The organism is Streptomyces sp. NBC_00461 (assembly GCF_036013935.1).
GTDB lineage: Bacteria > Actinomycetota > Actinomycetes > Streptomycetales > Streptomycetaceae > Streptomyces.
Genome location: NZ_CP107902.1, coordinates 5,577,390 through 5,602,906 on the forward strand (window position 1 = coordinate 5,577,390; position 25,517 = coordinate 5,602,906).

Below are 25,517 nucleotides of genomic sequence, written 5' to 3' on the forward strand. Positions count from 1 at the left end.
ACGTGAACACGGCTATGATCCGGATCAGTTGACCACTGCATCAATGGCCCCAAGGCCACCGCACCACCGGGGAGCGACCTGTGGACCACGACGTGTACAACGGCATGGCGGCCACGGAGCTGAACGGAGTGGCCTGGCAGAAGAGCCTGCACAGCAACTCGCAGGGATCCTGCGTGGAGTTCGCGAGACTGCCCGGCGGGGACGTGGCCGTGCGCAACTCGCGCTTCCCCGAAGGTCCGGCGCTCGTCTACACGCGCGCCGAGATCGAGGCGATGCTCCTGGGCGTCAAGGACGGCGAGTTCGACCACCTCGTGGTGGGCTGACGCCGGGCTGGGCCCGAGCCTGAGTCAGGGCCCGGGGCAACTCGGGGCAATCGGCGCCTTACGCACTGTAACGCGCGTAGAACCCCGGCGTCAGTGGATGCTGGGGTTCGTCATTGCGCGGGCAGTGGCTGAGGTGCTTGCGGCAGCCGGAACAGCGCCCAGACGACCTTGCCGCCGAGGGTGCCGGCCATCGGGTGCCAGCCCCAGCTGTCGGCGAAGGAGTCGACGAGGAACAGGCCGCGGCCCGACTCGGCGGAGAAGTCGTCCGCCTCGCGGGCGACCGGGCTCGCGTGGCTCGGGTCGCGCACCGCGCACACCAGCCGCTCGGTCCAGCGCATCAGGTGCAGACGCACGGGCGGGGTCTGCACCGCCGTGCACAGGGTGCCCGCCGGCAGGCCGTGCCGCAGCGAGTTGGTGACCAGCTCGGAGACCACCAGACAGACATCGTCGAAGCGGTCGCCTATGTCCCACTGGTCGAGGGTTCTGCGGGTGAACCGCCTTGCCTCGCGCACTGCTTCGTAGCGGGCGGGAAGGGCGCAGGATGCGGCGTTGGACACGGCCGCGGGATCCAGCGGCGGAAGGCCCTGCCGTAACGGCTCGAGCATGGTCGATCCATTCGTCCCCATGCGAGGCACTCCCCGGTGTTCGCGGTCGTTGCGATGCAGCGGTTGCGCGGGACCATGGTTTCGGATGCGCGGTGCAGATGCAAGGTGCAGATGCACGTGCACGTGACCGAATTGGACGTTCCCGTACCGCTTCTTGGTCATTTTTTCCGCCATCTTCTCTCCCTCTACTTGCCAACTCCTTCCCGCTTCCTGAGCGGAATCTTCGACTTCCTCTCTTCTCTGTAATCGGACGAGTACTGCTCGGAGTGTTTTAGTGGCAGACTTCGGCCCCTGAAGGCGTTGGGGAGGCTGGCGAACGTGAGCGTGGGAGAGCCCGGATCGGTGGTGCGGCGCATGCTGCTCGGCTCGCAACTCAGGCGGCTGCGCGAGGCGCGTGGCATCACCCGCGAGGCGGCGGGCTACTCGATCCGCGCGTCCGAGTCGAAGATCAGCCGGATGGAACTGGGCCGGGTGAGCTTCAAGACGCGTGACGTCGAAGACCTGTTGACGCTGTACGGCATCACGGACGAGCAGGAGCGCACCCAGCTCCTGTCCCTCGCCCGCGAGGCCAACGTCGCGGGCTGGTGGCACAGTTACTCGGACGTGCTGCCGAGTTGGTTCCCCACCTATGTGGGCCTGGAGGGCGCGGCGCATCTGATCCGGGCCTACGAGGTGCAGTTCGTGCACGGCCTGCTGCAGACCGAGGCGTATGCACGTGCTGTGGTGCGGCGGGGGATGAGGGGGGCGAGCCCCGCCGACATCGAGAAGCGGGTGGAGCTGCGCCTGGAGCGGCAGAAGAACCTCGTCTCCGAGCGCGCGCCCGACTTCCACGTCATCCTGGACGAGGCCGCCCTGCGCCGCCCGTACGGCGACCGCGAGGTGATGCGCGGTCAGCTCCAGCACCTGATCGAGATCTCGGCACGGCCGAACGTGCGGCTGCAGATCATGCCGTTCGGCTTCGGCGGCCACTCGGGTGAGAGCGGCGCGTTCACGATCCTCAGCTTCCCGGAGTCCGACCTGTCGGACGTCGTCTATCTGGAGCAGCTCACCAGTGCGCTCTACCTGGACAAGCAGGAGGACGTCGGCCAGTACGAGAAGGCGCTGAAGGAACTCCAGCAGGACAGTCCCGGGCCGGACGAGAGCCGCGACCTGCTGCGAGGTCTCCTCCAGCTCTCCTAGGGTTCTCCCCACGACTTCGCGCTCAGTCCCCAACTCGCTTGCGTCGCCCGTACGATGACGTGTGATCAGACCGTGACGTTGATCGTGTCTGCTAGCGATTTGGGGATCACATGTCGTCGTACTTCACCGACCTGGCTCAGCAGTACATCGACGGCGAATGGCGCCAGGGCACGGGCTCCTGGGACATCATCGACTTCAATCCGTACGACGGCGAGAAGCTGGCGTCGATCACGATAGCCACGGTCGACGAGGTCGACGACGCGTACCAGGCGGCGGCCCGCGCCCAGAAGCAGTGGGCGAAGACCAACCCGTACGCCCGCCGCGCGGTGTTCGAGAAGGCGCTGCGGCTGATCGAGGAGCGCGAGCAGGAGATCACCGAGGTGATCATCGCCGAACTCGGTGGCACCCGTCTGAAGGCCGGTTTCGAACTCCACCTGGCCAAGGAGTTCCTGCGCGAGTCGATCCAGTGGGCGCTGCGCCCCGAGGGCAAGATCCTCCCGTCGCCGGTGGATGGCAAGGAGAACCGCCTCTACCGCGTCCCGGTCGGCGTGGTGGGCGTCATCAGCCCCTTCAACTTCCCCTTCCTGCTGTCGATCAAGTCGGTCGCCCCGGCCCTGGCCCTCGGTAACGGCGTGGTGCTCAAGCCCCACCAGAACACCCCGATCACCGGCGGCTCCCTGGTCGCGAAGATCTTCGAGGACGCGGGTCTCCCGGGCGGTCTGCTCAACGTCGTCATCACGGACATAGCGGAGATCGGCGACGCCTTCATCGAGCACCCGATCGTGAAGGTCGTCTCCTTCACGGGCTCCGACAAGGTCGGCCGCCACGTGGCCACCGTCTGCGCCTCGCACTTCAAGCGCTCGGTCCTGGAACTCGGCGGCAACAGCGCGATCGTGGTCCTCGACGACGCCGACATCGACTACGCGGTCGACGCGGCGGTCTTCAGCCGGTACGTCCACCAGGGCCAGGTCTGCATGGCCGCCAACCGCGTCCTGGTCGACCGTACGATCGCCGACGAGTTCACGGAGAAGTTCGTCGCCAAGGTGAAGACCCTCAAGGCGGGCGACCCGCGCGACCCTGAGACCGTCATCGGCCCGGTCATCAACTCCTCGCAGGCGGACGCTCTTTCGGGTGTCGTCGAGCAGGCGGTCGCCGAGGGTGCGACGGCCCTGCTGCGCGGCACGACCACCGACAACCTGGTCGAGCCCTCGGTCCTCACCGGCGTCCCCGCCGACTCGCCGCTGCTGCGGCAGGAGGTCTTCGGCCCGGTCGTGTTCCTCATCCCCTTCGACGGCGAGGAGCAGGCCGTGCGCATCGCCAACGACACGCCGTACGGCCTGAGCGGCGCCGTCCACACGGGCGACGTGGAGCGGGGCGTCGCCTTCGCCAAGCAGATCGACACCGGCATGTTCCACGTGAACGACGGCACCGTGCACGACGAGCCCCTCGTGCCCTTCGGCGGCGAGAAGAGCTCCGGTGTGGGCAGGCTGAACGGCGAGACGACCATCGACTCCTTCACCACCCTGAAGTGGATCTCGGTGCAGCACGGCAGGAGCGGGTTCCCGTTCTAGTTCTTCGTGACCTTCCGGTCTACGTGACCGTGGCGGGCCATTGAGGACAGACTCTGACCTCAATGGCCCGTAGCTTCGTCGGTGTCAGGCAGGGGGGACGGACTCCCTGCCACCGGCGAAAGGCGGCGGTCATGGTCACTCACGTACTGGTCGAGGAGCGGGGCGACGAGCGGGGGGCGCTGCTGTCCTTCCTGGCGGAACAGCGTGGCGGCATCCGCCGGGCGGTGCTCGGGCTGACGGACGAGCAGGCCTCGTCCCGCCCCAGCGTCAGTGAGCTGTCCCTGGGGGGTCTGGTGAAGCACGTCGCGGAGACCGAGCAGGGCTGGGTGGCCCGCGCGCGGGGCGAGTCGCCGACCGTGCACCGTGATCCGTCGAACTGGCACGAGTGTTTCGCGCTCCTCGACGGCGAGACCGTCGAGTCGCAGCTCGCGTACTGGGAGAAGGTCGCCGCCGAGACCGAGGCCTACGTCCGCTCGGTGCCGAGCCTGGACGACACCTTCCCGCTCCCGGACCAGCCCTGGTTCCCGCCGGAGGGGCGCGTCTCCGTGCGCTGGCTGTGCCTGCACCTGATCCGCGAGACCGCCCGGCATGCCGGGCACGCCGACATCATCCGGGAGTCCCTCGACGGGAAGACGGCGTTCGAGCTGGTGGCGCTCGCCGAAGAGTGAGGCCATTGGCCGAACAGTGAGGTCATTGAGAGGCCATAACCTGGACCGCATGTCAACTATCCGTCTCCTCGTGCTGGGCGCGGTCCGCCAGCACGGGCGGGCCCACGGCTACCAGGTGCGGAGCGACCTGGAGTACTGGGGGGCGCACGAGTGGTCCAACGCCAAGCCCGGCTCGATCTACCACGCCCTGAAGCAGCTGGCCAAGCAGGGACTGCTGCACGCGCACGAGATCGCGCCGTCCACGGCCGGCGGGCCGCCGCGCACGGAGTACGAGATCACCGACTGGGGCACCGAGGAGTTCCTCCGGCTGCTGCGCGAGGCGCTGACCTCCTACGACCAGAAGATGGACGTGAAGTCGGCGGCCATCGGCTTCATGGTCGACCTGCCGCGTGCTGAGGTGGTGGCCCTGCTGAAGGAGCGGGTCCGGCGCAGCGAGGAGTGGCGAGGGGCCGTCACCGAGCACTACGTCCCGGAGGACGGCCCCGGACAGCTCGGCCACATCGGCGAGATCATGAACCTCTGGGTGCATACGGCCGACGCCGAGGCCGAGTGGACCGAGGGGCTGATCGGCCGCATCGAGGGCGGGGCGTACACGTTCGCGGGGGAGGGTGAGCCCTTCGTCGGTGTCCTGGCCGAGGGGGAGGAGAACCCCTACGCCACGGGGGAGCGCCATCCCGGGGACGACCACTAATCAAGTTTGACCAATCGCCTCGACGGCGTTACTTTCGAGGAGTAGTCAAGTTTGACTAACGAGGGAGTGGCAGTGGCCGACGCGGCGATCACCGTCGACGGAGCACGCAAGAAGTACGGCGAGAAACACGCACTGGGCGGGCTGGACCTCACCGTCGCCCGCGGCACGGTGCACGCAGTCCTGGGCCCGAACGGCGCGGGCAAGACAACCCTGGTCCGCATCCTGTCCACCCTGCTCGCGCCCGACGCGGGCCGCATCGAGGTGGCCGGGCACGACGTCGTGGCCGAGGGCCGGGCGGTGCGGCTGCGCATCGGCCTGCTCGGCCAGCACGCGGCCCTCGACGAGGAGCTGAGCGGTCGGCAGAACCTGGAGATGTTCGGCCGCCTGTACCACCTGGGCGCCCGCCCCGCGCGCGTGCGGGCCGGCGAACTCCTGGAGCGCTTCGGCCTCACCGGCACCGGCCGCAAGCCGGTGCGCGCCTACAGCGGCGGCATGCGGCGCCGCCTGGATCTGGCCGCCTCACTGATCAGGGACCCGGAGGTGCTGTTCCTGGACGAGCCGACGACCGGCCTCGATCCCCGCGGCCGCGCCGAGGTGTGGGCGTCGGTGCGCGCCCTGGCCGGCGGCGGGACGACGGTCCTGCTCACCACCCAGTACCTGGAGGAGGCCGACCAGCTCGCCGACCGCATCTCGGTCGTCGACGCCGGCCGGGTGATCGCCGACGGCACGGCGGACGCCCTCAAGGCGGCCACCGGCGGCGACCGCATCGACGTGGTGCTGCGGGACGCCGGGCAACTGGGCGCGGCGGTCGCGCTGTTGCCGGTGGAGAAGGATGAGATCTCGGTCGACCCGGACCGCCGGCTGCTCAGCGCCCCCGTCACCGACCGCATGGCGGCGCTCTCCGGCGTCGTACGCGCCCTGGAGGACGCCGGTATCGAGGCCGAGGACGTCGGTCTGCGCCGGCCGACGCTCGACGAGGTGTTCCTGCACCTGACGGGACCGACGGGACCGACGGGACCTGTGCGGCGGGACGACCGTACGAAGGAGGCCGTCGCATGAGCAGCGCCTACGTACTGAACGACTGCTGGACCATGACCCGCCGCGAACTCGCCCACTGGGCACGGCAGCCCGTGCAGGTGCTCGTCGGCCTGGTCTTCCCCGTGATGCTGCTCCTGATGTTCGGGTACCTGATGGGCGGCGGACGCGGAGTCGCCGGCGGCTACGTGGACTACCTGGTGCCGGGCATGCTCGCGCTCACCATGGCCTTCGGCCTGGAGGGCACGATGCTCAACGTCACCCAGGATCTCAACAAGGGCGTCGTGGACCGCTTCCGCTCGCTGCCGATGGCCAACTGCGCGGTTCTGGTGGGGCGTTCGGCCGCCGACATGCTCCAGTCGGCCGTCGGGCTCGCGGTCCTCGTCGGTGTCGGGCACGCCCTCGGCTGGCGTGTGCACGGCTCCCCGGCCGCGTTCCTGGGCGCGATGGGCCTGTTGCTGCTCTTCCGGTTCGCCATGCTGTGGATCGGCATCCAGCTCGCCCTGGTCGCCGGGAAGCCCGAGCTGGTGCAGGCCGTGCAGATCCTGGTCTGGCCGGTCGGCTTCCTCTCCAATGCGATCGCCACGCCCGGCTCGATGCCCGGCTGGCTCGGTACGGTCGTCGAGTGGAACCCGATGTCCCGGACCACGACGGCCGTACGGGACCTGCTGGGCGGCCCCGGCGGGGAGCCGGGGCACGTGTGGGCGGCCGTCTGCTGGCCGCTGGGGCTGCTGGCGGTGTTCTTCCCACTCGCCCTGAGGCGGTTCGCGCGCCTCGGCCGATAGCGCGTCAGTGGTGGAAGCCGGTGGCCGTGCCCTTGTCCTGGGTGAACGGGTGCGGCTGACGGCGCAGTTCCGGCAGCAGCCGCGTCAGGTCCTCCACGAACAGGTCGGCGAGGTCCGTCGAGAAGCCGTTGCGGCACACCACCCGCAGCACGGACAGGTCCTCCCGGTTCGGCGGGAAGGTGTACGCGGGCACCAGCCAGCCGCTCTCCCGCATCCGCCGGGACACGTCGAAGACGTCGTACGAATCCACGCCGTCGGCCGTCGTGAAGGCGAAGACCGGCAGTTCGTCGCCCCGGGTCAGCAGTCGGAAGTCGCCGAGCGCCTCGACGCGTTCGGCGACGCCCACGGCCACGTCCCGCGTCGTCTGCTGCACGGCCCGGAATCCCTCGCGGCCCAGCCGCAGGAACGTGTAGTACTGCGCGACCACCTGGGCGCCGGGACGCGAGAAGTTGAGGGCGAAGGTCGGCATGTCGCCGCCCAGGTAGTTGACGCGGAAGACGAGGTCCTCGGGCAGCGACTCCTTGTCGCGCCACAGCGCCCAGCCGACGCCCGGGTAGACCAGTCCGTACTTGTGCCCCGAGGTGTTGATGGACGCCACGCGCGGGAGGCGGAAGTCCCAGACCACGTCCGGGTCGAGGAAGGGGGCGACCATGCCGCCGGACGCGCCGTCCACGTGCACCGGGATGTCCAGACCGGTGCGCTCCTGGAGGGCGTCGAGCGCCGCGCAGAGGTCCGCGATGGGCTCGTAGGAGCCGTCGAAGGTCGAGCCGAGGATGCCGACGACCCCGATGGTGTTCTCGTCGCACAGGTCGGCGGCGGCCTGCGGGTCGAGGTGGAAGCGGTCGCCCTCCATGGGCACCTGGCGGGCCTCCACCTCCCAGAAGTTGCAGAACTTGTCCCAGCACACCTGGACGTTGACGCCCATCACCAGGTTGGGCCGCGCCCCCGGGGTGGGGTTCCGCTTGCTCCAGCGCCGCTTGAGCGCCATCCCGGCGAGCATGCACGCCTCGCTGGAGCCGGTCGTCGAACAGCCCACGGCCGTCGACGGATCGGGCGCGTTCCACAGGTCGGCGAGCATCGCCACGCACCGCTGCTCCAACTCGGCGGTGCGCGGGTACTCGTCCTTGTCGATCATGTTCTTGTCCCGGCACTCCGCCATCAGGACGCCGGCCTGCGGCTCCATCCAGGTGGTGACGAACGTGGCGAGATTCAGCCGTGAGTTGCCGTCCAGCATCAGCTCGTCGTGCACCAGCTGATACGCCGTCATCGGCGGCATCGCCGCGTCCGGGAGCCGGTGCCTGGGCGGCGCCTCGGTCATGCCGGCGACCGGATTGGCCTCCCCGAAGAAGGGATTGACCGACACCGGGCGCTCGTCGCGCTTCTGGGGGCCTTTGTGGAGTGCCATGACCTTGTCTCCTTGTCGTTCGAAGAGCGGGTGTCAGCGGATCGGGGTTCCGTCGGCACGCAGTTGCATCCGGGGCCGGCCGGTCACCAGCAGCCAGGCGGGCAGCGAGGCGAAGCACAGCAGGGCGATGATCGCGGGTGCGGACACCAGCACCGCCGCCGTGAACAGGCTCACCCAAGCCTGGCGGGTGACGGCGAGGAGTGTGCCCAGTACGCCCATGGCGACACCGAGCGCCGGGTGAACGGCCGGTAAGAGGGCGTGCGCGCCCAGCCCGAAGGCGACGCCGACGAGTACCGCCGGGAAGATCCGTCCGCCCCGGAAGCCGCAGGACGCCGCGACGAGGTGGGCGGCCAGTTTCACCACGGCCATCAGGGAACCCGCCCGCCGACCAGCCGTTCGGATCACGCGCCGGCTCCGCGATCTCGTCCAGCCCCTTGAAGAGCGTCAGATGACCGCCCAGGGCGCCCAGCAGCCCCAGGACGAGCCCACCGGCCGGGAAGCGCCACCATCGGGTGCCCGAGGCGCCGGAAGGCGCCGCGGACGTACGGGAAGGCGTGGACCGCGCACAGGCCGAGCGCCGCCGCCGGCGGCGCGATCACCGGCGCGGCCGGCAGATCGCCCCAGCCGGGTCGGCCTATCGGGGGCAGGTGCAGGTCGAAGCTCGGCTCCGCCACCAGGGTGGTCGTCATGGCGCCCGCCCCGGCGGCCACCAGCGGACCGAACACGTGGTCCCACAGCAGCCCCCTCAGCTGCCGCCCGGCCAGCGCCTCGGAGATGACCAGCGCCGCCGCCACCGGCGTCCCGAACAGCGCACCGATCGTCGCCGCCTCCGCCAGTGCCGCCCACACTCCGCCCGGCATCCGGCGCACCAGCCGGCTGCCCAGCCAGAAGGCCGGCGCCACGTTCACCGCGATGATCGGGTTCTCGGGGCCGAGGCTCGGCCCGCCCGCGAGCATCAGGGTCGTCGCCAGCAGCAGGCCGGGCAGCACGGCGGGCGGCAGCACGGGCGCGTTCAGCTCCATGGACGCCGGATCGGGCCCCGCGTGCCCGGGCACCTTCCACACCACCAGACCGACCAGCACACCGGTCGCGGTGAGCATGACGAGCATCCAGGGAACGGAGTACCGCCCCACTCCCAGGGCGTCCGGCAGGTTCCGCCACAGCACGTGCTGGAGCTGCTCGGCCGCCGCACTCACCCCGATGAGCAGCAGGCTCGCGCCCACGCCCACCACGAGAGCGGGCAGGATCAACGGCGGCAACGCGCGTGCCGGTGCCGCGGGCGCGGCCGGCGCCTGCTGCGCGGTGTCGTGAGCCACTGGCCCACCATAAGCGGACAAAACAGGCGCAACATCCGGAATGGATACCCCGGAGATCGGACTTGCACCTCACGTCACGTGAGGCCCCACCGTGGAGTGCGTCACAAGAAAGGAGCGGACGAAGTGAGCTACTCCGTAGGACAGGTCGCGGGTTTCGCCGGCGTCACGGTGCGCACGCTGCACCACTACGACGACATCGGCCTGCTCGTCCCGAGCGAGCGCAGCCACGCGGGCCACCGGCGCTACGGCGACACCGACCTCGACCGGCTGCAGCAGATCCTGTTCTACCGGGAACTCGGCTTCCCGCTCGACGAGGTCGCCGCCCTGCTCGACGACCCGGCCGCGGACCCGCGCGCGCACCTGCGCCGCCAGCACGAGCTGCTGACCGCCCGGATCGAGAAGCTGCAGAAGATGGCGGCGGCCGTGGAGCACGCCATGGAGGCACGCACGATGGGCATCAACCTGACACCCGAGGAGCGGTTCGAGGTCTTCGGCGACAAGGACCCCGAGCAGTACGCGGAGGAGGCGCAGCAGCGCTGGGGCGGCACGGAGGCGTACGCCGAGTCACAGCGCCGCGCGGCCACGTACACCAAGGAGGACTGGAAGCGCATCCAGGCCGAGGTCGACGACTGGGGCCGCCGGTACGCGGCCCTCGTGGCGGCGGGCGAGCAGCCCTCCGGCGAGGCGGCCATGGACCTCGCCGAGGAACACCGGCAGCACATCGGCAGGCACTACTTCGACGTCCCTTACGAGATGCACCGGTGCTTCGGCGAGATGTACGTGTCCGACGAGCGCTTCAAGGCGTTCTACGACTCCATGGGGCCCGGTCTCGCCGAGCACCTGAGGGACGCGATCCTCGCGAACGCCGACCGCCACACCTCCTGACCGTCCTGGCCCGGGGGCTCACTCCCGGGCCAGGACCACCGCGGTCCCGTACGCGCACACCTCGGTGCCCAGGTCCGCGGCCTCGGTCACGTCGAAGCGGAACATCAGCACCGCGTTGGCCCCACGCGCGCGTGCCTGCTCGACGAGCCGCTCCATGGCCTGGTTGCGGGTCTGCACCAGTGTCTTGGTGAGCCCCTTGAGCTCACCGCCGATCATCGACTTCAGTCCCGCGCCGATCTGGCTCCCCAGATGCCGGGAGCGCACCGTCAGCCCGAAGACCTCGCCGAGGACCTCCTGAACGCGGTGTCCGGGTACGTCGTTCGTCGTCACGACCAGCACGTCGGGCTGAGGGCCCTGACCGCCGCCGTATTCATCGATGCCCATAACCCCACAGCTTCGGGCCAGTCGGCGCACAGTGCATCCTGGAGACACCCGTGGAACCTGGGGCGGACACCCTGCGTTGATAGCTTTGGGCGCCCGTACAAGGACGCCCCGTACCTTCCTCCACCCCTCAGGAGCCCGGAACCGTGACGACGCTTGCCCTCGGCCCGAGCTGGCTGGATCCGAACTACCTCCTGGACACGTTCGGCATCTGGGGTCTGCTCCTCATCGTCTTCGCGGAGTCGGGCCTGCTCATCGGCTTCTTCCTGCCGGGCGACTCGCTGCTGTTCACCACCGGCCTGCTGATCACGACCGACCAGCTGAACTTCCCGCTGTGGGCCGCCATCGCCCTGATCTGCGTCGCCGCGATCCTGGGCGACCAGGCGGGCTACATGTTCGGCAGGAAGGTCGGCCCCTCGCTCTTCAACCGGCCCGACTCCCGCCTCTTCAAGCAGGAGAACGTGGCCAAGGCCCACGAGTTCTTCGAGAAGTACGGCCCCAAGTCCCTGGTCCTGGCCCGCTTCGTGCCCATCGTGCGCACGTTCACGCCGATCATCGCGGGCGTCAGCGGCATGAAGTACCGCTCGTTCTTGACCTTCAACGTCATCGGAGGCGTCCTGTGGGGCGCCGGTGTCACCCTGCTCGGCTCCTGGCTCGGCAAGATCGAATTCGTCAACAAGAACATCGAGGCGATGCTCATCCTGATCGTCCTCATCTCGGTGATCCCGATCATCATCGAGTTCCTGCGCGCCCGCTCCAAGGCCAGGAAGGCCCCCACGCAGCCGACTCCGGCCCGACAGCAGGCCCAGCAGCCCCCCGTCATGGACGACGCGACGACTCAGCTCCGCCGCATCCCGCCGACGGACGACCAGGACGCCTACCGCCACCAGCAGTACCAGCAGCAGCCGCAGCAGCCGTACGACCCCAACCAGCAGCCGTACGACCCCAACCAGCAGCCGTACGACCCCAACCAGCAGCACTACGCCCAGCAGTACCCGCAGCCGCCGTACCAGCAGGGCCAGTACGGCGACCAGCAGCAGTACCCGTACAACCAGAACCAGGGTTACTGAAGGGGCTTTGAGGGGCGCGGGGAACTGCGCGATCAACCTCGGACAACCCGCGCTCAGCGCGAGGCAGATCGCACCGAGGTCGTAGGCGCTCAGAACCCCCGTGTCCGCTTCGCAGCACGCCGACCCGCCGCCGAAGCCCCGCCGGGAGTCCGCAGGAACAGCCGCGAGATCTCCGACCCGAGGTTGACCCCGATGGCGATGGCCATCGCGAGGGACGCGGCCGTGGCCAAGGAGACCAACCCCTTGTCGACCTCGTTCTGAGCGATCGACAACAGGCCGAAGTAGGTGGCGGAACCCGGCAGCAGGGGCCCGATCGCCGCGGTCGTGAACGGCAGCGCGGAGGCGAACCGGTACCGCGACAACAGCTGCCCGAAGAGGCCGACCAGCCCCGCCGCCACGGCCGTGGAGGCGACCGGCGAGATCCCGCCGGTGTAGTGCAGCGCGCCGTACACCGACCAGGCGACGCCACCGTTCAACGTCACCCACAGCACGGTGGACCGTTCCTGCTGCAACAGCACGGCGAACGTCAACGACAGAAGCATCGACGCACCGATCTGCCACCCGGGCCGCGGGTCGATGCTCAGGGCCACGTCGGGGTTGAGCTTGGCCCCCAGGTTCACCCCGAAGTACAGGACCACGAGCACACCGACGACGATGCCGACGAAGAGGTACATGACCTCCAGCAGCCGCGCCGACGCGGTGATGTAGAACCCGGTCAGCCCGTCCTGCACGCCCGCCACCAGCGCCCGCCCCGGCAGCAGCGCGAACAGCCCACCGGTGATGACGGCGGACGCCTTGACGTCGGCGTGGGCGGCGGTCAGCGCGACCCCGATGGCCGCGGGCGGCATCGCGGCGACCGTGAACTGGTAGAACTCCGGCAGCCCGCGTCCCGCGCACAGCCAGGCCAGCCGGTCGCCGAGCATCGCGCCCAGCATGGCCGCGAGGAACACGTTCACGTCACCGCCGACCAGCACGGAGGCGGCGCCCGCGAGCAGCCCGCTCGCCCCGGTCAGCACCCAGCCCGGATAGGGATGCCGGTTACGGCGGATCTCCGCGAGCCGCCGGTAGGCATCCTCCAGCGAGAGGTGGGTCTCCGCGTCGCTGAGGTCGTCCACCAGGCGGAACACGGCCGCCAGCCGCGTGTAGTCGGTGGCCCGGCGCCGCACCGTCCGGGACGCCGTCACCGGGTCGTCCACCAGGGACGGCTGGTACGAGATCGCCAGCAGCGTGAAGGTGACGTTCGGCTCACAGCGGTCAAGGCCGTAGGACCGGCACACCGCGAACATCGCGGCCTCCACGTCCTCGGCGCCCTCACCGCCGGCCAGCAGCAACTCGCCGATACGCAGGGTCAGGTCGAGCACGCGCGGGACGGCCGGACCGCCCTCCTCCGCCTTCGGCCCCGGCTCCGGCGCGGGCCGTTCGGCCACCGGCATCCGCAGCATCGTGCGCATCCGGTCCTGCCAGGGCACGTCCTTGGTGAGGCTGACCACCGGTATGCCGGACGCCGGCGTGAACGCGGCCGGGGCGAGCCTGGAGCTGTAGGTGTTCGGCGTACTGAACGCCGAACCCTCGGCATCGGCGGCCGACGACTGCGGGACGTCCAGCCCGTCGGGGACGGCGAACTCGGACGTGGTCTCCGGTTCGGCGACCACCCTGGGGGCGGCGAAGCCCGCGGGAATGGCGAACTCGGATGTGATCTCGGGGTCGAACGTGCCTCTGACCTCGTCCGACTGCGGCTTGCGGTCCTCCGCCTCCGTCACTTGAGTAACGCTCCCTGTACGACGCGTGCAGCAACGCCCAGTATGCGCACAGAAATGCAAACGGGCCGCACGCGTGCGCGTACGGCCCGTTGCACGACCCAGGGCTCAGTGGCCGCCCGTCTCCTTGAACCGCTTGTAGGAGCGCTCGATCTCGATCTCGGCGTCCGTACGACCCACCCAGTTGGCGCCCTCGACGGACTTGCCGGGCTCCAGGTCCTTGTAGACCTCGAAGAAGTGCTGGATCTCCAGACGGTCGAACTCCGACACGTGGTGGATGTCACGCAGGTGCTCCTGGCGCGGGTCCGTCGCCGGCACGCACAGCAGCTTGTCGTCGCCGCCGGCCTCGTCCGTCATCCGGAACATGCCGATCGCGCGGCACTTGATCAGGCAGCCGGGGAACGTCGGCTCGTCCAGGATGACCAGCGCGTCCAGCGGGTCACCGTCCTCGCCGAGGGTGTTCTCGACGAAGCCGTAGTCGGTCGGGTAGGCGGTCGAGGTGAAGAGTCGACGGTCCAGGCGGATCCGACCGGTCTCGTGGTCCACCTCGTACTTGTTCCGCGAACCCTTCGGGATCTCGATCGTGACGTCGAACTCCACCGGTGGCTCCTCCATGATCAACACATAGTTCTGGTGGTTAAGTGTCCCTCACGCAGGTGTGTGATCGCGAAAGGGGCTGGTGGTCGTGCCTGAGCTGAGGCCTTGGCGGGCCGCGAGACCGCATGTGGCGCGGGCGGCGAACGCCGTCCGACCGCATCTGGCACGGGCCGCCGGGACCGTACGCCCGCAGCTCGAACGAGCCGCGAACGCCGTGCGACCGGGCCTCGAACGGGCCGCGGCCGCGGCGAAACCGCAGCTCGCGCGGGTGCGGCCCGCACGGAAGCAGCTCAGCCGGAACACGCGGACGAAGTCCGTTGGGACCTGGCAGTACACCGCGGGTGCCGCCACCGCCGGTGTGGCGCTGGCCGTCACCGTGGCGACCGCCGTCGGCCCCTGGGACTCCACCGGTCAGCGTACGGCCGAGGCGGACCGCGCAGTTGCCCTGGAACGAACGGGTGGCGCAGATCACGGCCGTAATTCCGATACGTCTGGTTCATCCGGTGCGGCGGCCGGGGCGCCCCGACCCGCCCCCAGCGCCGCCTCCGTCCTGACCGGCCTGGGCGGCGCCACGAACACCGTCAGGTCGGCCCCGACCGGTCCGGCCCTCTCCGACGTCCTGGGGCCCCTGCTGGGGAACGCGGCGCTCGGCACCCGCCACGCCGGCGCGGTCGTCGACATCGCCAGCGGCAAGCGCCTCTACGGCACCGGCGCCGACGACGCCCTGACCCCCGCCTCCACCACCAAGATCGCCACCGCGGTCGCCGCCCTCTCGGCGATGGGCGCCGACCACCGCCTGACCACCCGCGCGGACCTGGAGCCCGACACCGGGGAACTCGTCCTGGTCGGCGGCGGCGACCCGACCCTGACGGCCCGCAGGACGGCCGAGGGCACCTCCCGCCAGGGCGAAGCCGAGAGCGGAGAGGGCTGGGCGAGCCTGCGGGACCTGGCCGACAAAACGGCGAAGGCGCTGAAGAAGCGCGATGTGCGGTCGGTGACGCTCTCCTACGACACCACCCTGTTCGCGGGTCCCGCGCTGCACCCCATCGGCGTCGACGGCAACCTCGCGCCCGTCAGCGCCCTGATGGCCGACGAGGGCCGCATCAACGACTCGACGAGCGGCCCCGCCAAGCGCGTGACGGACCCGGCTGCGGACGCGGCCCGGACGTTCGCCACGTTCCTCGGGAAGCGCGGCATCACGACCACGCCCCCCGGCCCGTCCAAGGCGACGACCCGGGCCGAGAACCTCGCCACCGTCACCTCGCCCCCGCTCTCGGCCCTGGTCGAGCGCATGCTGACCAACAGCGACAACGACATCGCGGAGGCCCTGGCCCGCCAGACGGCCGTCGCGACGGGGAAGCCCGCGAGCTTCGCCGGCGGTGCGTCCGCGATCGCCGGCGCTCTGAAGAGGCTCGAACTCCCCCTCAAGGGCGCCGAGTTCCACGACGGCAGCGGCCTCAACAGGGACGACAGGCTGACGGCCGACCTGCTCACGGCCCTGCTGGTGAAGGCCGGGGATCCCTCCCACCCCGAACTCCGGCCGGTCCTGACGGGCCTTCCGGTGGCCGGCTTCACCGGCACCCTGACCACCCGCTACGCCGACGGCGCGGCAGGAGTCGTACGGGCGAAGACGGGCACCCTGACGGGCGTGAACACGCTGGCGGGAACGGTGGTCGACCAGGACGGCCGCCTGCTGGCGTTCGCCTTCCTGGCGTCGGACACGACCAGTGCAGGCGAGGCCCAGTCCGCGTTGGACAGAACGGCCACCGCTCTGGCGGCGTGCGGCTGCGGGTGACCGCCGCCGGAAGTCGCCCCGCCGACCGACGCAGGCCGCGGTCGACCGCCGCGGCCTGCCCCAAGTGGGAACGCTCACGTACCGTTGACGCATGACGAGCATCGGTGGTGCCGAGATGGTCGACTGGAATCTCGCGGTCGCGACCGCGACCCGGCTCGTGCGGCCGGGCCCCGACGTGAGCCGCGACGAGGCCCGGGCCGTCGTCGCGGAACTGCGCAGGCATGCCAAGTCCTCGGAGGGACACGTCCGGGGCTTCACCCGTATGGGCACGGAGGAGACCCACGACACCCCGGTCCTCGTCGTCGACCGCCCCGGCTGGGTCCGGGCGAACGTCGCAGGCTTCCGGGAAATCCTCAAGCCGCTCCTGGACAAGATGCAGGAACGGCGCGGCAACACCCCCGGCGGCGCGGTCCTCGGCGCTGTCGGCGGCAAGGTCACCGGCGTCGAACTGGGCATGCTGCTGTCGTTCCTGGCCTCCCGGGTCCTCGGCCAGTACGAGACCTTCGCCCCCGCCACCCGCGAACTCCCCGCTGGGGAGAACGGCGGCGGCCGGCTGCTCCTCGTCGCCCCGAACATCGTGCACGTGGAGCGTGAACTCGACGTACAGCCCCACGACTTCCGCCTGTGGGTCTGCCTGCACGAGGAGACGCACCGCACGCAGTTCAGCGCGGTGCCCTGGCTGCGCGACCACCTGGAGGGCGAAATCCAGTCTTTCTTGGGGGAGACCGACGTCGACCCCATGACCGTGCTCGAGCGTATCCGCGAAGCCGCCCAGTCCCTCGCCGGCGGACGCCCCGAGGCCGAGGAGGACGACGGCGGGCGCTCCTTCGTGGAGATCGTGCAGACCCCGGCGCAGCGGGAGATCCTCGGACGCCTCACCGCCGTGATGTCGCTCCTGGAGGGCCACGCCGACTTCGTGATGGACGGCGTCGGTCCGGACGTCGTGCCGAGCGTCGCCGAGATCCGCGAGAAGTTCCAGCAGCGCCGGGCGAAGGGTGCCTCGCGACTGGACACGGCCCTGCGCAAACTGCTGGGTCTGGATGCCAAACTCAGGCAGTACCGCGACGGCGAGCGTTTCGTACGGGCGGTCGTGGACGAGGTGGGCATGGACGGCTTCAACCGCGTGTGGACGTCCCCGAACACCCTCCCGACCAAGTCGGAGATCGCCAAACCGGCGGACTGGGTCGCGCGGGTGCACCGCAAGCCCGAGTCGTGAACGCCGTAGGCGAGTGGTGAACGCCGTAGGAAGGTCGTGAAACGAATCCGGCCGACGGCAGGCGAACGCCCCTCAGATCACCCGTCCGAGGGACCGTGAGCGATGGGTAGGCGTGCGATGCTCGGGGAACGCCCCGGTTCTGTCACCATCTACACACTCTGAGTGACCGACCCCGGGCTCACCCCCCGACAACTTCATGAAGGGAACCGGACATGGGTCCCCATCCTGCGGTCGCGGCGATACGCCTGGCGGTCCGCCACGTCCTGCACGACCTCCTCAACGACCAACAGACGACCTCCCGGGCCCCCGGGCTCGTCGAGCAGACCCCGCACGAGCGCAGGCCCTCGCCGCTCGTGCTCGTGGCCTGCTCCGGCGGCGCCGACTCCATGGCCCTCGCCTCCGCCCTCGCGTTCGAGGCACCCAAGCTCGGCATCCGCGCCGGCGGCGTCACCGTCGACCACGGCCTGCAGCCCGGCTCCGACCTGCGAGCCGAGGAAGTCGGACTGCGGCTGCGCCAACTCGGCCTCGACCCGGTCGACTCCGTCGCCGTGACCGTCGGCCGCGAAGGGGGACCCGAAGCCGCCGCGCGCGACGCCCGGTACGCCGCCCTCGACGCCGCGGCCCTGCGCCACGGCGCCGCCGCGGTCCTGCTCGGCCACACCCGCGACGACCAGGCCGAGACCGTCCTGCTCGGCCTCGCCCGCGGCTCCGGCATCCGCTCCCTGTCCGGAATGGCCGCGGTCTCGGGGGCCGACGGCCGCTACCGGCGCCCCTTCCTCCAGCTCGACCGGCAGACCGCCCGCAAGGCCTGCATGGTCCAGTCGCTCCCCGTCTGGGACGACCCCCACAACGCGGATCCCGCGTACACCCGCTCCCGGCTGCGCCACGAAGGCCTGCCCGCCCTGGAGAAGGCCCTCGGCAAGGGCGTGGTGGAGGCTCTCGCCCGCACCGCCCAGCTCTCCCGCGACGACGCCGACGCCCTGGACGCCTGGGCCGGCCAGGCCGACGCCACTGTGCGCGACGCCACAGGGTTGCTGGAGTGCGCCAAGCTCTACGCCCTGCCGCCCGCCGTGCGCCGTCGCATCCTGCGCAGGGCCGCCATCCAGGCCGGGGCGCCCGCCGGTTCGCTGTTCGCCCGTCACATCGAGGAAGTCGACCGGCTGATCACCGGCTGGCGCGGCCAGGGGGCCATCAATCTCCCGGGCAAAGTCGTCGCGCAGCGCCAGGGTGGCAGACTGGTGATTCGGCAAGGCTGAAACCTTGCCCCCCTTTGGGGGGTGCTGGGCGGCCGTGGTGGGACGACCGAAAGTGATGCGGGTGGACGCGAAAGACATGGGCACCGACCTCAAAGAGGTGCTCATCACCAAGGAAGAGATCGACGCGAAGCTGGTAGAGCTCGCCGCGAAGATCGACGCGGAGTACGCGGGTAAGGACCTGCTCATCGTCGGTGTGCTCAAGGGCGCCGTGATGGTCATGGCCGACCTCGCCCGGGCGCTGTCCACCCCCGTCACCATGGACTGGATGGCCGTGTCGTCGTACGGCGCGGGCACCCAGTCCTCCGGTGTGGTGCGGATCCTCAAGGACCTCGACACCGACATCAAGGGCAGGCATGTCCTGATCGTCGAGGACATCATCGACTCCGGCCTGACGCTGTCCTGGCTGCTGTCCAACCTCGGCTCCCGCGAGCCGGAGTCGCTCAAGGTGTGCACGCTGCTGCGCAAGCCGGACGCCGCCAAGGTCGCGATCGAGGTGGAGTGGGTCGGCTTCGACATCCCGAACGAGTTCGTCGTGGGCTACGGCCTCGACTACGCCGAGAAGTACCGCAACCTCCCGTTCGTCGGTACGCTCGCGCCCCACGTCTACGGCGGCTGAGCCGGTCGGGCCTTCTTTGTAGGACGATCGGGAACCCCAGCGGGTTTCGCGCCGTTGGAGCATGCAGACGGGTTTGGCAGCCGTCCCGTGCGGCTGCGGGCCACAATGCTGGGGTACCGTCAGAAGAACTGTCTTATCAAACTCACTATGGCAGGAGGGACGGGGCGACACCGCTCCGTATGGATGGACGTGAAGCGATACTTCCGTGGGCCGGTCATGTGGATCGTGCTGGCCGTCCTTGCCGTGGTCGTGTTGATGCAGGTCGTCGGCTCGTCCGGCGGCTACAAGACGGTGGACACCGGCCAGGTCGTGGCAGCGATCAATGACAACAAGGTCGAATCAGCCAAGCTGACCACCGGCGACGAGCAGACCGTCAAGGTCCAGCTCAAGGACGGCGTAAAGGTCGAGGGCAGCTCGAAGATCCAGGCGAGCTACATCGGCGATCAGGGCGTGACCATCGCCAACACGCTGCAGACCAAATACCAGGACAAGCAGATCCCGGACGGCTACACCGTTTCGCCGTCCAAGCAGAACCCCTTCCTGGGCATCCTGCTCTCCCTGCTCCCCTTCGTCCTCATCGTGGTCGTCTTCCTGTTCCTGATGAATCAGATGCAGGGCGGCGGCTCCCGGGTCATGAACTTCGGCAAGTCGAAGGCCAAGCTCATCACCAAGGACACTCCCAAGACGACGTTCTCGGACGTCGCGGGCTGTGACGAGGCCGTCGAGGAGCTCCACGAGATCAAGGAGTTCCTGCAGGAACCGGCGAAGTTCCAGGCCGTCGGTGCCAAGATCCCCAAGGGCGTGCTCCTCTACGGCCGTCCCGGTACCGGCAAGACGCTGCTCGCGCGTGCCGTGGCCGGCGAGGCCGGGGTGCCCTTCTACTCGATCTCGGGTTCCGACTTCGTCGAGATGTTCGTCGGTGTCGGTGCCTCCCGAGTCCGTGACCTGTTCGAGCAGGCCAAGGCGAACGCTCCGGCGATCGTCTTCGTCGACGAGATCGACGCGGTCGGCCGCCATCGCGGCGCCGGCCTCGGCGGTGGTCACGACGAGCGCGAGCAGACGCTGAACCAGCTGCTCGTCGAGATGGACGGCTTCGACGTCAAGGGCGGTGTGATTCTCATCGCCGCCACGAACCGCCCGGACATCCTCGACCCGGCGCTGCTGCGTCCCGGACGCTTCGACCGCCAGATCGCGGTCGACCCGCCGGACCTGCAGGGTCGCCTGGAGATCCTCAAGGTTCACCAGAAGGGCAAGCCGGTCGCCCAGGACGTCGACCTCGCGGCCGTCGCCCGTCGTACCCCCGGCTTCACCGGCGCCGACCTGAGCAACGTCCTCAACGAGGCCGCTCTGCTCACGGCGCGCAGCGACAAGAAGCTGATCGACAACCTCAGCCTGGACGAGGCGATCGACCGCGTGGTGGCGGGCCCGCAGAAGCGGACCCGGATCATGTCGGACAAGGAGAAGAAGATCACCGCGTACCACGAGGGCGGTCACGCCCTGGTCGCGGCGGCTTCCCCCAACTCCGACCCGGTCCACAAGATCACGATCCTGTCGCGCGGCCGGGCCCTCGGTTACACGATGGTCCTGCCGGACGAGGACAAGTACTCCACGACCCGCAACGAGATGCTGGACCAGCTGGCCTACATGCTGGGTGGCCGTGCGGCCGAGGAGCTCGTCTTCCACGACCCGACGACGGGCGCTGCGAACGACATCGAGAAGGCCACCACAACGGCCCGCGCGATGGTCACGCAGTACGGCATGACCGAGCGTCTCGGCGCCATCAAGTTCGGGGGCGACAACAGCGAGCCGTTCCTGGGCCGGGAGATGTCGCACCCGCGTGACTACTCGGAAGAGGTCGCCGCGCTGGTCGACGAAGAGGTCAAGAAGCTCATCGAGACGGCGCACAACGAGGCCTGGGAGATCCTGGTCGAGAACCGCGACGTCCTCGACCAGCTGGTCCTCCAGTTGCTGGAGAAGGAGACGCTGAACAAGGAGCAGATCGCCGAGGTCTTCGCTCCCATCGTCAAGCGTCCCCCGCGGCCGGCCTGGACCGGTTCCTCCCGCCGCACGCCGTCCACCCGTCCGCCGGTGCTCTCCCCCAAGGAGCTCGCACTGACGAACGGGGCCAACGGCGCGACCCCGGCGATCACCACCGTCAAGGCCACCGCTGCGGAGTCCGCTCCGGTGACCGAGCAGGCCCCGGAGGAGCGTCCGGAGAGCTGACCACCGCTCTCCCGGCCGCCTCGTCAGGCCCGGAATGACTGCCGCGCCCCCCAGGTTCTAGCCTGGGGGGCGCGGCATTTCCGTATGTCCGCAGATGAGGCGCGTGGCCCACACGTGTGACCCGCACAGGAACGAGGCACCACATGACCGACCCCGTGACGCTCGACGGCGAGGGTGAGATCGGCGTGTTCGACGAGAAGCGCGCCGAGAACGCCGTACGCGAACTGCTGATCGCGGTCGGCGAGGACCCCGACCGGGAGGGACTCAGGGAGACGCCGGCGCGGGTGGCGCGGGCCTATCGGGAGATCTTCGCGGGACTGTGGCAGAAGCCCGAGGACGTGCTGACGACGACGTTCGACCTGGGGCACGACGAGATGGTGCTCGTGAAGGACATCGAGGTCCTGAGCTCCTGCGAGCATCATCTGGTGCCGTTTGTCGGCGTCGCCCACGTCGGTTACATCCCGTCCGCCGACGGCAAGATCACGGGCCTGTCGAAGCTGGCCCGGCTCGTGGATGTGTTCGCCCGTCGGCCTCAGGTGCAGGAACGTCTCACCACGCAGATCGCCGACTCCCTGATGGAGATTCTGGAGCCGCGTGGCGTGATCGTCGTCGTCGAGTGCGAGCACATGTGCATGTCGATGCGGGGCGTCCGCAAGCCCGGGGCCAAGACCATAACGTCGGCGGTGCGCGGCCAGCTGCGTGATCCGGCCACCCGTAACGAGGCGATGAGCCTGATCATGGCGCGCTGACGCCGGGCGGGCGGCTGGGACGGCGGGGGGCCCGGTGGGGCCGCCTCAGGCCGTCGTCGCCGCCCCGTTGTTGTTCTCGTCGTCCTCCGGGAGCCGGCACACGCGCTCCAGGAAGATGGCCGCCACTATGACCGCGATGCCCGCCACGACCGCGAAGCCGGCGTAGATGGCCTGGTCGCGGCGGGCGGGGATGTCGAGGAGCTCCAGGAGGAAGACGCCCGTGCCGCCGTACATACCGGCGACGAGGGCGGCCACCAGGGCGCTGGCCTGGCCGAAGACGACCGCACGGGCAGCCATCATGGGGTCGACGCCCTTGGCCTCGGGGCGGCGCTCGCGCTGGGCCTTGAAGCGGGCACGCAGCGAGAAGGCGGTGGCCAGCAGGACCACCGCGATCAGGGCGAGGACGATGGGGGCGGCCAGGGGGACGCTGGGGAGGGTCCCGATCGAGTTCCAGAGGCGGGCTCCCGCCCAGGACAGGATTCCGGCCACGATGAACACGCCTGCCAGCACCCTGATGCGCAGCTCTCTCACGGTGTCCCTTCAGCTCCCCCAGGTCCTGCGGACCGTCCCGCAAACAGTGGTCGTCCTGACCTTAACGACTACTCGGGCAGGTGGAGTTCCAGGTCCTTGCGCGGCGTCACGCCTTCGCGGGTGACGGCGTCCAGGAGATCGGCGACCGTCCCGCGGCCGGGCAGCTGGGCGTCGGGGTCGACGTCGTGCCAGGGGGCGAGGACGAACGCGCGCTCGTGTGCGCGGGGGTGAGGGAGCGTGAGATGCGGGTCGTCGTCGACGACGTCGGCGTACGCGACGATGTCGACGTCGAGGGTGCGGGCTCCCCAGCGCTCGTCCCGTACCCGGTGGAAGGCCTCCTCGACCGCGTGGGCCCGCTCCAGGAGCGAGGACGGGGGGAGGGTGGTCTTCAGGACCACGACCGCGTTGAAGTACGCCGGCTGGCTGCCGGGCTCGACTCCCCAGGGCTCCGTCTCGTACACCGGTGAGACGGCCTTGATGCGGACGCCCGGCGTGTCCTCCAGCGCGTCGATCGCGCCCTGGAGGGTCTCCAGCCGGTTGCCGAGGTTCGCGCCGAGGGAGACCACGGCCCGTTTCGGATTGTGGAGGGTCGTGTCGGCGGCGTCCACCTGCGCCACGACGGAGGCGGGTACCGGCTGTACGGTCGGGTCGCTGTGACCCTCGGTGAAGGACGCGGTCATACTCGGCTCCGGGTGATGGTGACGGTCACGTCGTCGAAGGGGACCGTGATCGGTGCGTCCGGCTTGTGGACGCAGACCTCGATTTCCTGGACCCCGTCGTGCTTCAGACAGGCCTGGGCGATGTGCTCGGCGAGCGTCTCGATGAGATTGACGGGCTCGCCCTGGACGACGGCCACGACCTCCTCCGCCACGATGCCGTAATGCACTGTCTTCGCCAGGTCGTCGTCGGCGGCGGCCGGGCGGGTGTCCAGGCCGAGGACGAGGTCCACGATGAAGGTCTGGCCCTCCTCACGCTCCCTGGGGAACACACCGTGGTGCCCGCGGGCCTTGAGGCCGCGCAGCGCGACACGATCCACGCGAATCACTCCTGCAATCGTCGGTAACGGCCGGTGCGTACCGTGTGCGGACGGCACACCGGCATCAAATGAATCTACCTGCGGGCACTGACAGGGCCGGGCCACGGGGGTGTGGGCCTGCGCCGGGACCAGGAGGTTCATCGGGTGTTCTCCCTGGGGAACCCAGCGGCTCACGGGTTGGTAGCCGCCCCTACCCAGGGGTCCGTGATTCCAACCACTTCTTGGTCCCAGTGGGTTCCGGCCGGTCGCGCGAGCACGTCCGGCCGGCTGCCCTCACCGACTGCCACCGGCTGCCGTCAAAGGTCGCCTACCCACTGGCGCCTACCCACTCAGGACGGCGTGTCGTCGTCCTCGGCCTCGTCGTTTTCGGCCATTACCGGGGAGGCGTGGTGGGACCAGAGCTTCCAGCCGGCGGGGGTGCGGCGGAACACGTTGGTGGCGACCACCAGCTGGCCGACCAGCGGGCCGAGTTCGTCGCCGCCCTCGGGGGCGGGGCCGCCGCTGAGGATGTTCTCGGTGCAGTTCACCAGGGCGGTGTCACCGGTGACGGAGACGTGCACGTCGGTGAGGAAGAACTGGATGTAGTCGGTGTTCGCCATGATCAGCGCGTACGACCTCAGGACCTCGCCGCGGCCGGTGAGCACGGGCCAGCCGGGGTGCACGCACGAGACCACGCCGACCTCCGCCGGATCGTGGTACTCCTCGTCGACGCCCAGGTCGGACGGGGCGAGCCAGAGCGAGGACAGTTCCTCGAAGTCACCGCGCTCCATCGTCTCGTAGAAGGTGGTGTTGGCGGCTTCCACCTGCTCGACGTCCGTGTGGGGGGCGCTCACCGGGCTCCTTCTGCACCGTGTGCACCGGGGGCGCGCTCCGTCGTCTGCGCCCCGCTCACGGGGGCGGCGCCCGGCGCGATGCCCGCGGCGCGCGCACCTTCCACGGCGCGCGCGACCTGTACGGCGTCCGCCGTCGCGCGCACCTCGTGCACACGTACCGCCCACGCTCCGGCGTGCGCCGCGAGTGCGGAGACGGCGGCCGTGGCGGCGTCGCGCTCGCGCGCGGGCGGCGGGGCCCCCTCCGGTCCGGCCAGCACGCGCCCGAGGAACCGCTTGCGGGAGGCGGCGACGAGCAGGGGGTGACCGAGGCCGAGCAGGCGGTCGAGATGGGCCAGCAGGACGAGGTCGTGCTCGGCGTCCTTGGAGAAGCCGAGGCCCGGGTCGACGACGATGCGGTCGGGGGCGACGCCGCCCGCCAGAACGGCCTCCACGCGTGCGTGCAGTTCGTCGACGACCTCGGTGACGACGTCGTCGTACACGCCCTTGACGTTGCCGCCCTCCAGGAAGCCGCGCCAGTGCATGACGACGAAGGGCGCGCCGGCCTCTGCCACCACCGGGATCATCGTGGGGTCCGCGAGGCCGCCGCTGACGTCGTTGACGAGGCCGGCGCCTGCGGCGAGGGCCTGTGCGGCGACGGACGCGCGCATGGTGTCGACGGAGACGGTGACGCCCTCCGAGGCGAGGCCGCGGACGACAGGGATGACGCGCTTGAGTTCCTCGGCCTCGTCGACGCGGGTGGCGCCGGGACGAGTGGACTCGCCACCGACGTCGACCAGGTCCGCGCCCTCGGCGACCAGTTCGAGACCGTGTTTGACGGCGGCCGTCGTGTCGAAGAAGCGGCCGCCGTCGGAGAAGGAGTCGGGTGTGACGTTCACGACCCCCATGACCGCGCAGCGGTCCCATTCCGGAAGGCCGACGACGCGCCCGCGTCCGTTCTGCTTGCTCATACGTTCAGCGTAGGCCCAGGGCCCGCCCGCGAACCGCCACGGCGGGA

25 protein-coding genes and 1 pseudogene are annotated in these 25,517 nt (G+C 69.9%); 15 read left to right on the top strand and 11 right to left on the bottom strand.

What is annotated here, in order from left to right; genetic code table 11:
* Window positions 1-104: 104 nt before the first annotated feature.
* Window positions 105-323 (top strand): DUF397 domain-containing protein, encoded by a 219-nt coding sequence (locus tag OG870_RS26115; RefSeq protein ID WP_266520520.1) that lies wholly within the window; start codon window positions 105-107, stop codon window positions 321-323.
* A 110-nt stretch (window positions 324-433) separates the two neighbouring features.
* On the opposite strand, the gene OG870_RS26120 is transcribed toward OG870_RS26115, so the two are convergent.
* Entirely contained in the window at window positions 434-949 is a 516-nt protein-coding gene (locus OG870_RS26120) for an ATP-binding protein (RefSeq protein ID WP_405624660.1), read from the bottom strand.
* A 333-nt stretch (window positions 950-1,282) separates the two neighbouring features.
* Here OG870_RS26120 and OG870_RS26125 point away from each other — a divergent pair, with 333 nt between their 5' ends.
* The 6 genes from OG870_RS26125 (at window position 1,283) to OG870_RS26150 (ending at window position 6,857) form a co-directional block, all read left to right on the top strand.
* Window positions 1,283-2,107, top strand: coding sequence for a helix-turn-helix domain-containing protein (locus OG870_RS26125; protein WP_266520522.1), 825 nt, complete (start codon window positions 1,283-1,285; stop codon window positions 2,105-2,107).
* Between the two features lie 110 nt (window positions 2,108-2,217).
* Window positions 2,218-3,678 carry an aldehyde dehydrogenase family protein gene (locus tag OG870_RS26130; protein ID WP_327691539.1) on the top strand — a complete coding sequence of 487 codons (1,461 nt, stop codon included), beginning with the start codon at window positions 2,218-2,220 and terminating at the stop codon, window positions 3,676-3,678.
* A gap of 131 nt (window positions 3,679-3,809) precedes the next feature.
* Entirely contained in the window at window positions 3,810-4,346 is a 537-nt protein-coding gene (locus tag OG870_RS26135; protein ID WP_266589032.1) for a DinB family protein, read from the top strand.
* A gap of 49 nt (window positions 4,347-4,395) precedes the next feature.
* Window positions 4,396-5,037 (top strand): PadR family transcriptional regulator, encoded by a 642-nt coding sequence (locus OG870_RS26140; RefSeq protein ID WP_266589034.1) that lies wholly within the window; start codon window positions 4,396-4,398, stop codon window positions 5,035-5,037.
* A gap of 72 nt (window positions 5,038-5,109) precedes the next feature.
* Complete coding sequence (locus OG870_RS26145; protein ID WP_323179473.1) at window positions 5,110-6,096, top strand: ATP-binding cassette domain-containing protein; 987 nt, start codon at window positions 5,110-5,112, stop codon at window positions 6,094-6,096.
* Window positions 6,093-6,857: an ABC transporter permease gene (locus tag OG870_RS26150; RefSeq protein WP_266589036.1), complete on the top strand. Its 765-nt coding sequence runs from the start codon at window positions 6,093-6,095 to the stop codon at window positions 6,855-6,857. The genes OG870_RS26145 and OG870_RS26150 overlap by 4 nt, the downstream gene beginning before the upstream one ends.
* A gap of 4 nt (window positions 6,858-6,861) precedes the next feature.
* Here the strand turns inward: OG870_RS26150 and OG870_RS26155 are convergent, their stop codons facing one another.
* Together OG870_RS26155 and OG870_RS26160 are read right to left on the bottom strand one after the other, a co-directional pair.
* The gene (locus tag OG870_RS26155; protein ID WP_266589038.1) at window positions 6,862-8,262 is read right to left on the bottom strand and encodes a glutamate decarboxylase; all 1,401 of its coding nucleotides are present in this window, start codon (window positions 8,260-8,262) and stop codon (window positions 6,862-6,864) included.
* Window positions 8,263-8,295: 33 nt separating this feature from the next.
* Window positions 8,296-9,578: pseudogene (locus tag OG870_RS26160) on the bottom strand (ion channel protein).
* Window positions 9,579-9,701: 123 nt separating this feature from the next.
* Here OG870_RS26160 and OG870_RS26165 point away from each other — a divergent pair.
* Window positions 9,702-10,463 (top strand): MerR family transcriptional regulator, encoded by a 762-nt coding sequence (locus OG870_RS26165; RefSeq protein ID WP_266518942.1) that lies wholly within the window; start codon window positions 9,702-9,704, stop codon window positions 10,461-10,463.
* Between the two features lie 18 nt (window positions 10,464-10,481).
* Here the strand turns inward: OG870_RS26165 and OG870_RS26170 are convergent, their stop codons facing one another.
* Window positions 10,482-10,847, bottom strand: a complete 366-nt coding sequence (locus tag OG870_RS26170) for a YbjQ family protein (protein WP_266518943.1) — start codon at window positions 10,845-10,847, stop codon at window positions 10,482-10,484.
* A 143-nt stretch (window positions 10,848-10,990) separates the two neighbouring features.
* Here OG870_RS26170 and OG870_RS26175 point away from each other — a divergent pair, with 143 nt between their 5' ends.
* On the top strand, window positions 10,991-11,914 hold the full coding sequence (locus OG870_RS26175; protein WP_327691541.1) for a DedA family protein: 924 nt from the start codon (window positions 10,991-10,993) through the stop codon (window positions 11,912-11,914).
* 89 nt (window positions 11,915-12,003) lie between these two features.
* Here the strand turns inward: OG870_RS26175 and OG870_RS26180 are convergent, their stop codons facing one another.
* Both OG870_RS26180 and OG870_RS26185 read right to left on the bottom strand, forming a co-directional pair.
* Window positions 12,004-13,674 carry a threonine/serine ThrE exporter family protein gene (locus OG870_RS26180; RefSeq protein ID WP_266589044.1) on the bottom strand — a complete coding sequence of 557 codons (1,671 nt, stop codon included), beginning with the start codon at window positions 13,672-13,674 and terminating at the stop codon, window positions 12,004-12,006.
* Window positions 13,675-13,779: 105 nt separating this feature from the next.
* Window positions 13,780-14,271, bottom strand: coding sequence for an inorganic diphosphatase (locus OG870_RS26185; protein ID WP_266518949.1), 492 nt, complete (start codon window positions 14,269-14,271; stop codon window positions 13,780-13,782).
* A 79-nt stretch (window positions 14,272-14,350) separates the two neighbouring features.
* On the opposite strand from OG870_RS26185, the gene dacB reads away from it, so the two are divergent.
* The 6 genes from dacB (at window position 14,351) to folE (ending at window position 22,123) form a co-directional block, all read left to right on the top strand.
* A complete protein-coding gene (dacB, locus tag OG870_RS26190) occupies window positions 14,351-16,063 on the top strand; it encodes a D-alanyl-D-alanine carboxypeptidase/D-alanyl-D-alanine endopeptidase (RefSeq protein ID WP_266589047.1) in 1,713 nt (570 codons plus the stop codon).
* Window positions 16,064-16,154: 91 nt separating this feature from the next.
* The gene (locus tag OG870_RS26195) at window positions 16,155-17,279 is read left to right on the top strand and encodes a zinc-dependent metalloprotease (protein ID WP_266518953.1); all 1,125 of its coding nucleotides are present in this window, start codon (window positions 16,155-16,157) and stop codon (window positions 17,277-17,279) included.
* 212 nt (window positions 17,280-17,491) lie between these two features.
* Window positions 17,492-18,535: a tRNA lysidine(34) synthetase TilS gene (tilS, locus tag OG870_RS26200; protein WP_266589049.1), complete on the top strand. Its 1,044-nt coding sequence runs from the start codon at window positions 17,492-17,494 to the stop codon at window positions 18,533-18,535.
* A 55-nt stretch (window positions 18,536-18,590) separates the two neighbouring features.
* Window positions 18,591-19,151, top strand: coding sequence for a hypoxanthine phosphoribosyltransferase (gene hpt, locus OG870_RS26205; RefSeq protein ID WP_266520526.1), 561 nt, complete (start codon window positions 18,591-18,593; stop codon window positions 19,149-19,151).
* A 183-nt stretch (window positions 19,152-19,334) separates the two neighbouring features.
* Window positions 19,335-21,374, top strand: coding sequence for an ATP-dependent zinc metalloprotease FtsH (gene ftsH, locus OG870_RS26210; RefSeq protein ID WP_266518957.1), 2,040 nt, complete (start codon window positions 19,335-19,337; stop codon window positions 21,372-21,374).
* Between the two features lie 143 nt (window positions 21,375-21,517).
* Window positions 21,518-22,123 carry a GTP cyclohydrolase I FolE gene (gene folE, locus OG870_RS26215; RefSeq protein WP_266518962.1) on the top strand — a complete coding sequence of 202 codons (606 nt, stop codon included), beginning with the start codon at window positions 21,518-21,520 and terminating at the stop codon, window positions 22,121-22,123.
* A 45-nt stretch (window positions 22,124-22,168) separates the two neighbouring features.
* Here folE and OG870_RS26220 read toward each other — a convergent pair whose 3' ends face one another.
* From OG870_RS26220 to folP, 5 genes are all read right to left on the bottom strand, one after another.
* Complete coding sequence (locus OG870_RS26220) at window positions 22,169-22,654, bottom strand: DUF3180 domain-containing protein (protein WP_266518964.1); 486 nt, start codon at window positions 22,652-22,654, stop codon at window positions 22,169-22,171.
* A gap of 68 nt (window positions 22,655-22,722) precedes the next feature.
* Entirely contained in the window at window positions 22,723-23,334 is a 612-nt protein-coding gene (gene folK, locus OG870_RS26225; RefSeq protein WP_266589051.1) for a 2-amino-4-hydroxy-6-hydroxymethyldihydropteridine diphosphokinase, read from the bottom strand.
* On the bottom strand, window positions 23,331-23,690 hold the full coding sequence (gene folB / locus OG870_RS26230) for a dihydroneopterin aldolase (RefSeq protein ID WP_266589053.1): 360 nt from the start codon (window positions 23,688-23,690) through the stop codon (window positions 23,331-23,333). Before folB ends, folK begins: the two co-directional genes overlap by 4 nt.
* 329 nt (window positions 23,691-24,019) lie before the next feature.
* Window positions 24,020-24,523, bottom strand: coding sequence for a nuclear transport factor 2 family protein (locus tag OG870_RS26235; protein WP_266589055.1), 504 nt, complete (start codon window positions 24,521-24,523; stop codon window positions 24,020-24,022).
* Window positions 24,520-25,470, bottom strand: a complete 951-nt coding sequence (gene folP / locus OG870_RS26240; RefSeq protein ID WP_266589057.1) for a dihydropteroate synthase — start codon at window positions 25,468-25,470, stop codon at window positions 24,520-24,522. Before folP ends, OG870_RS26235 begins: the two co-directional genes overlap by 4 nt.
* Window positions 25,471-25,517 lie beyond the last annotated feature (47 nt).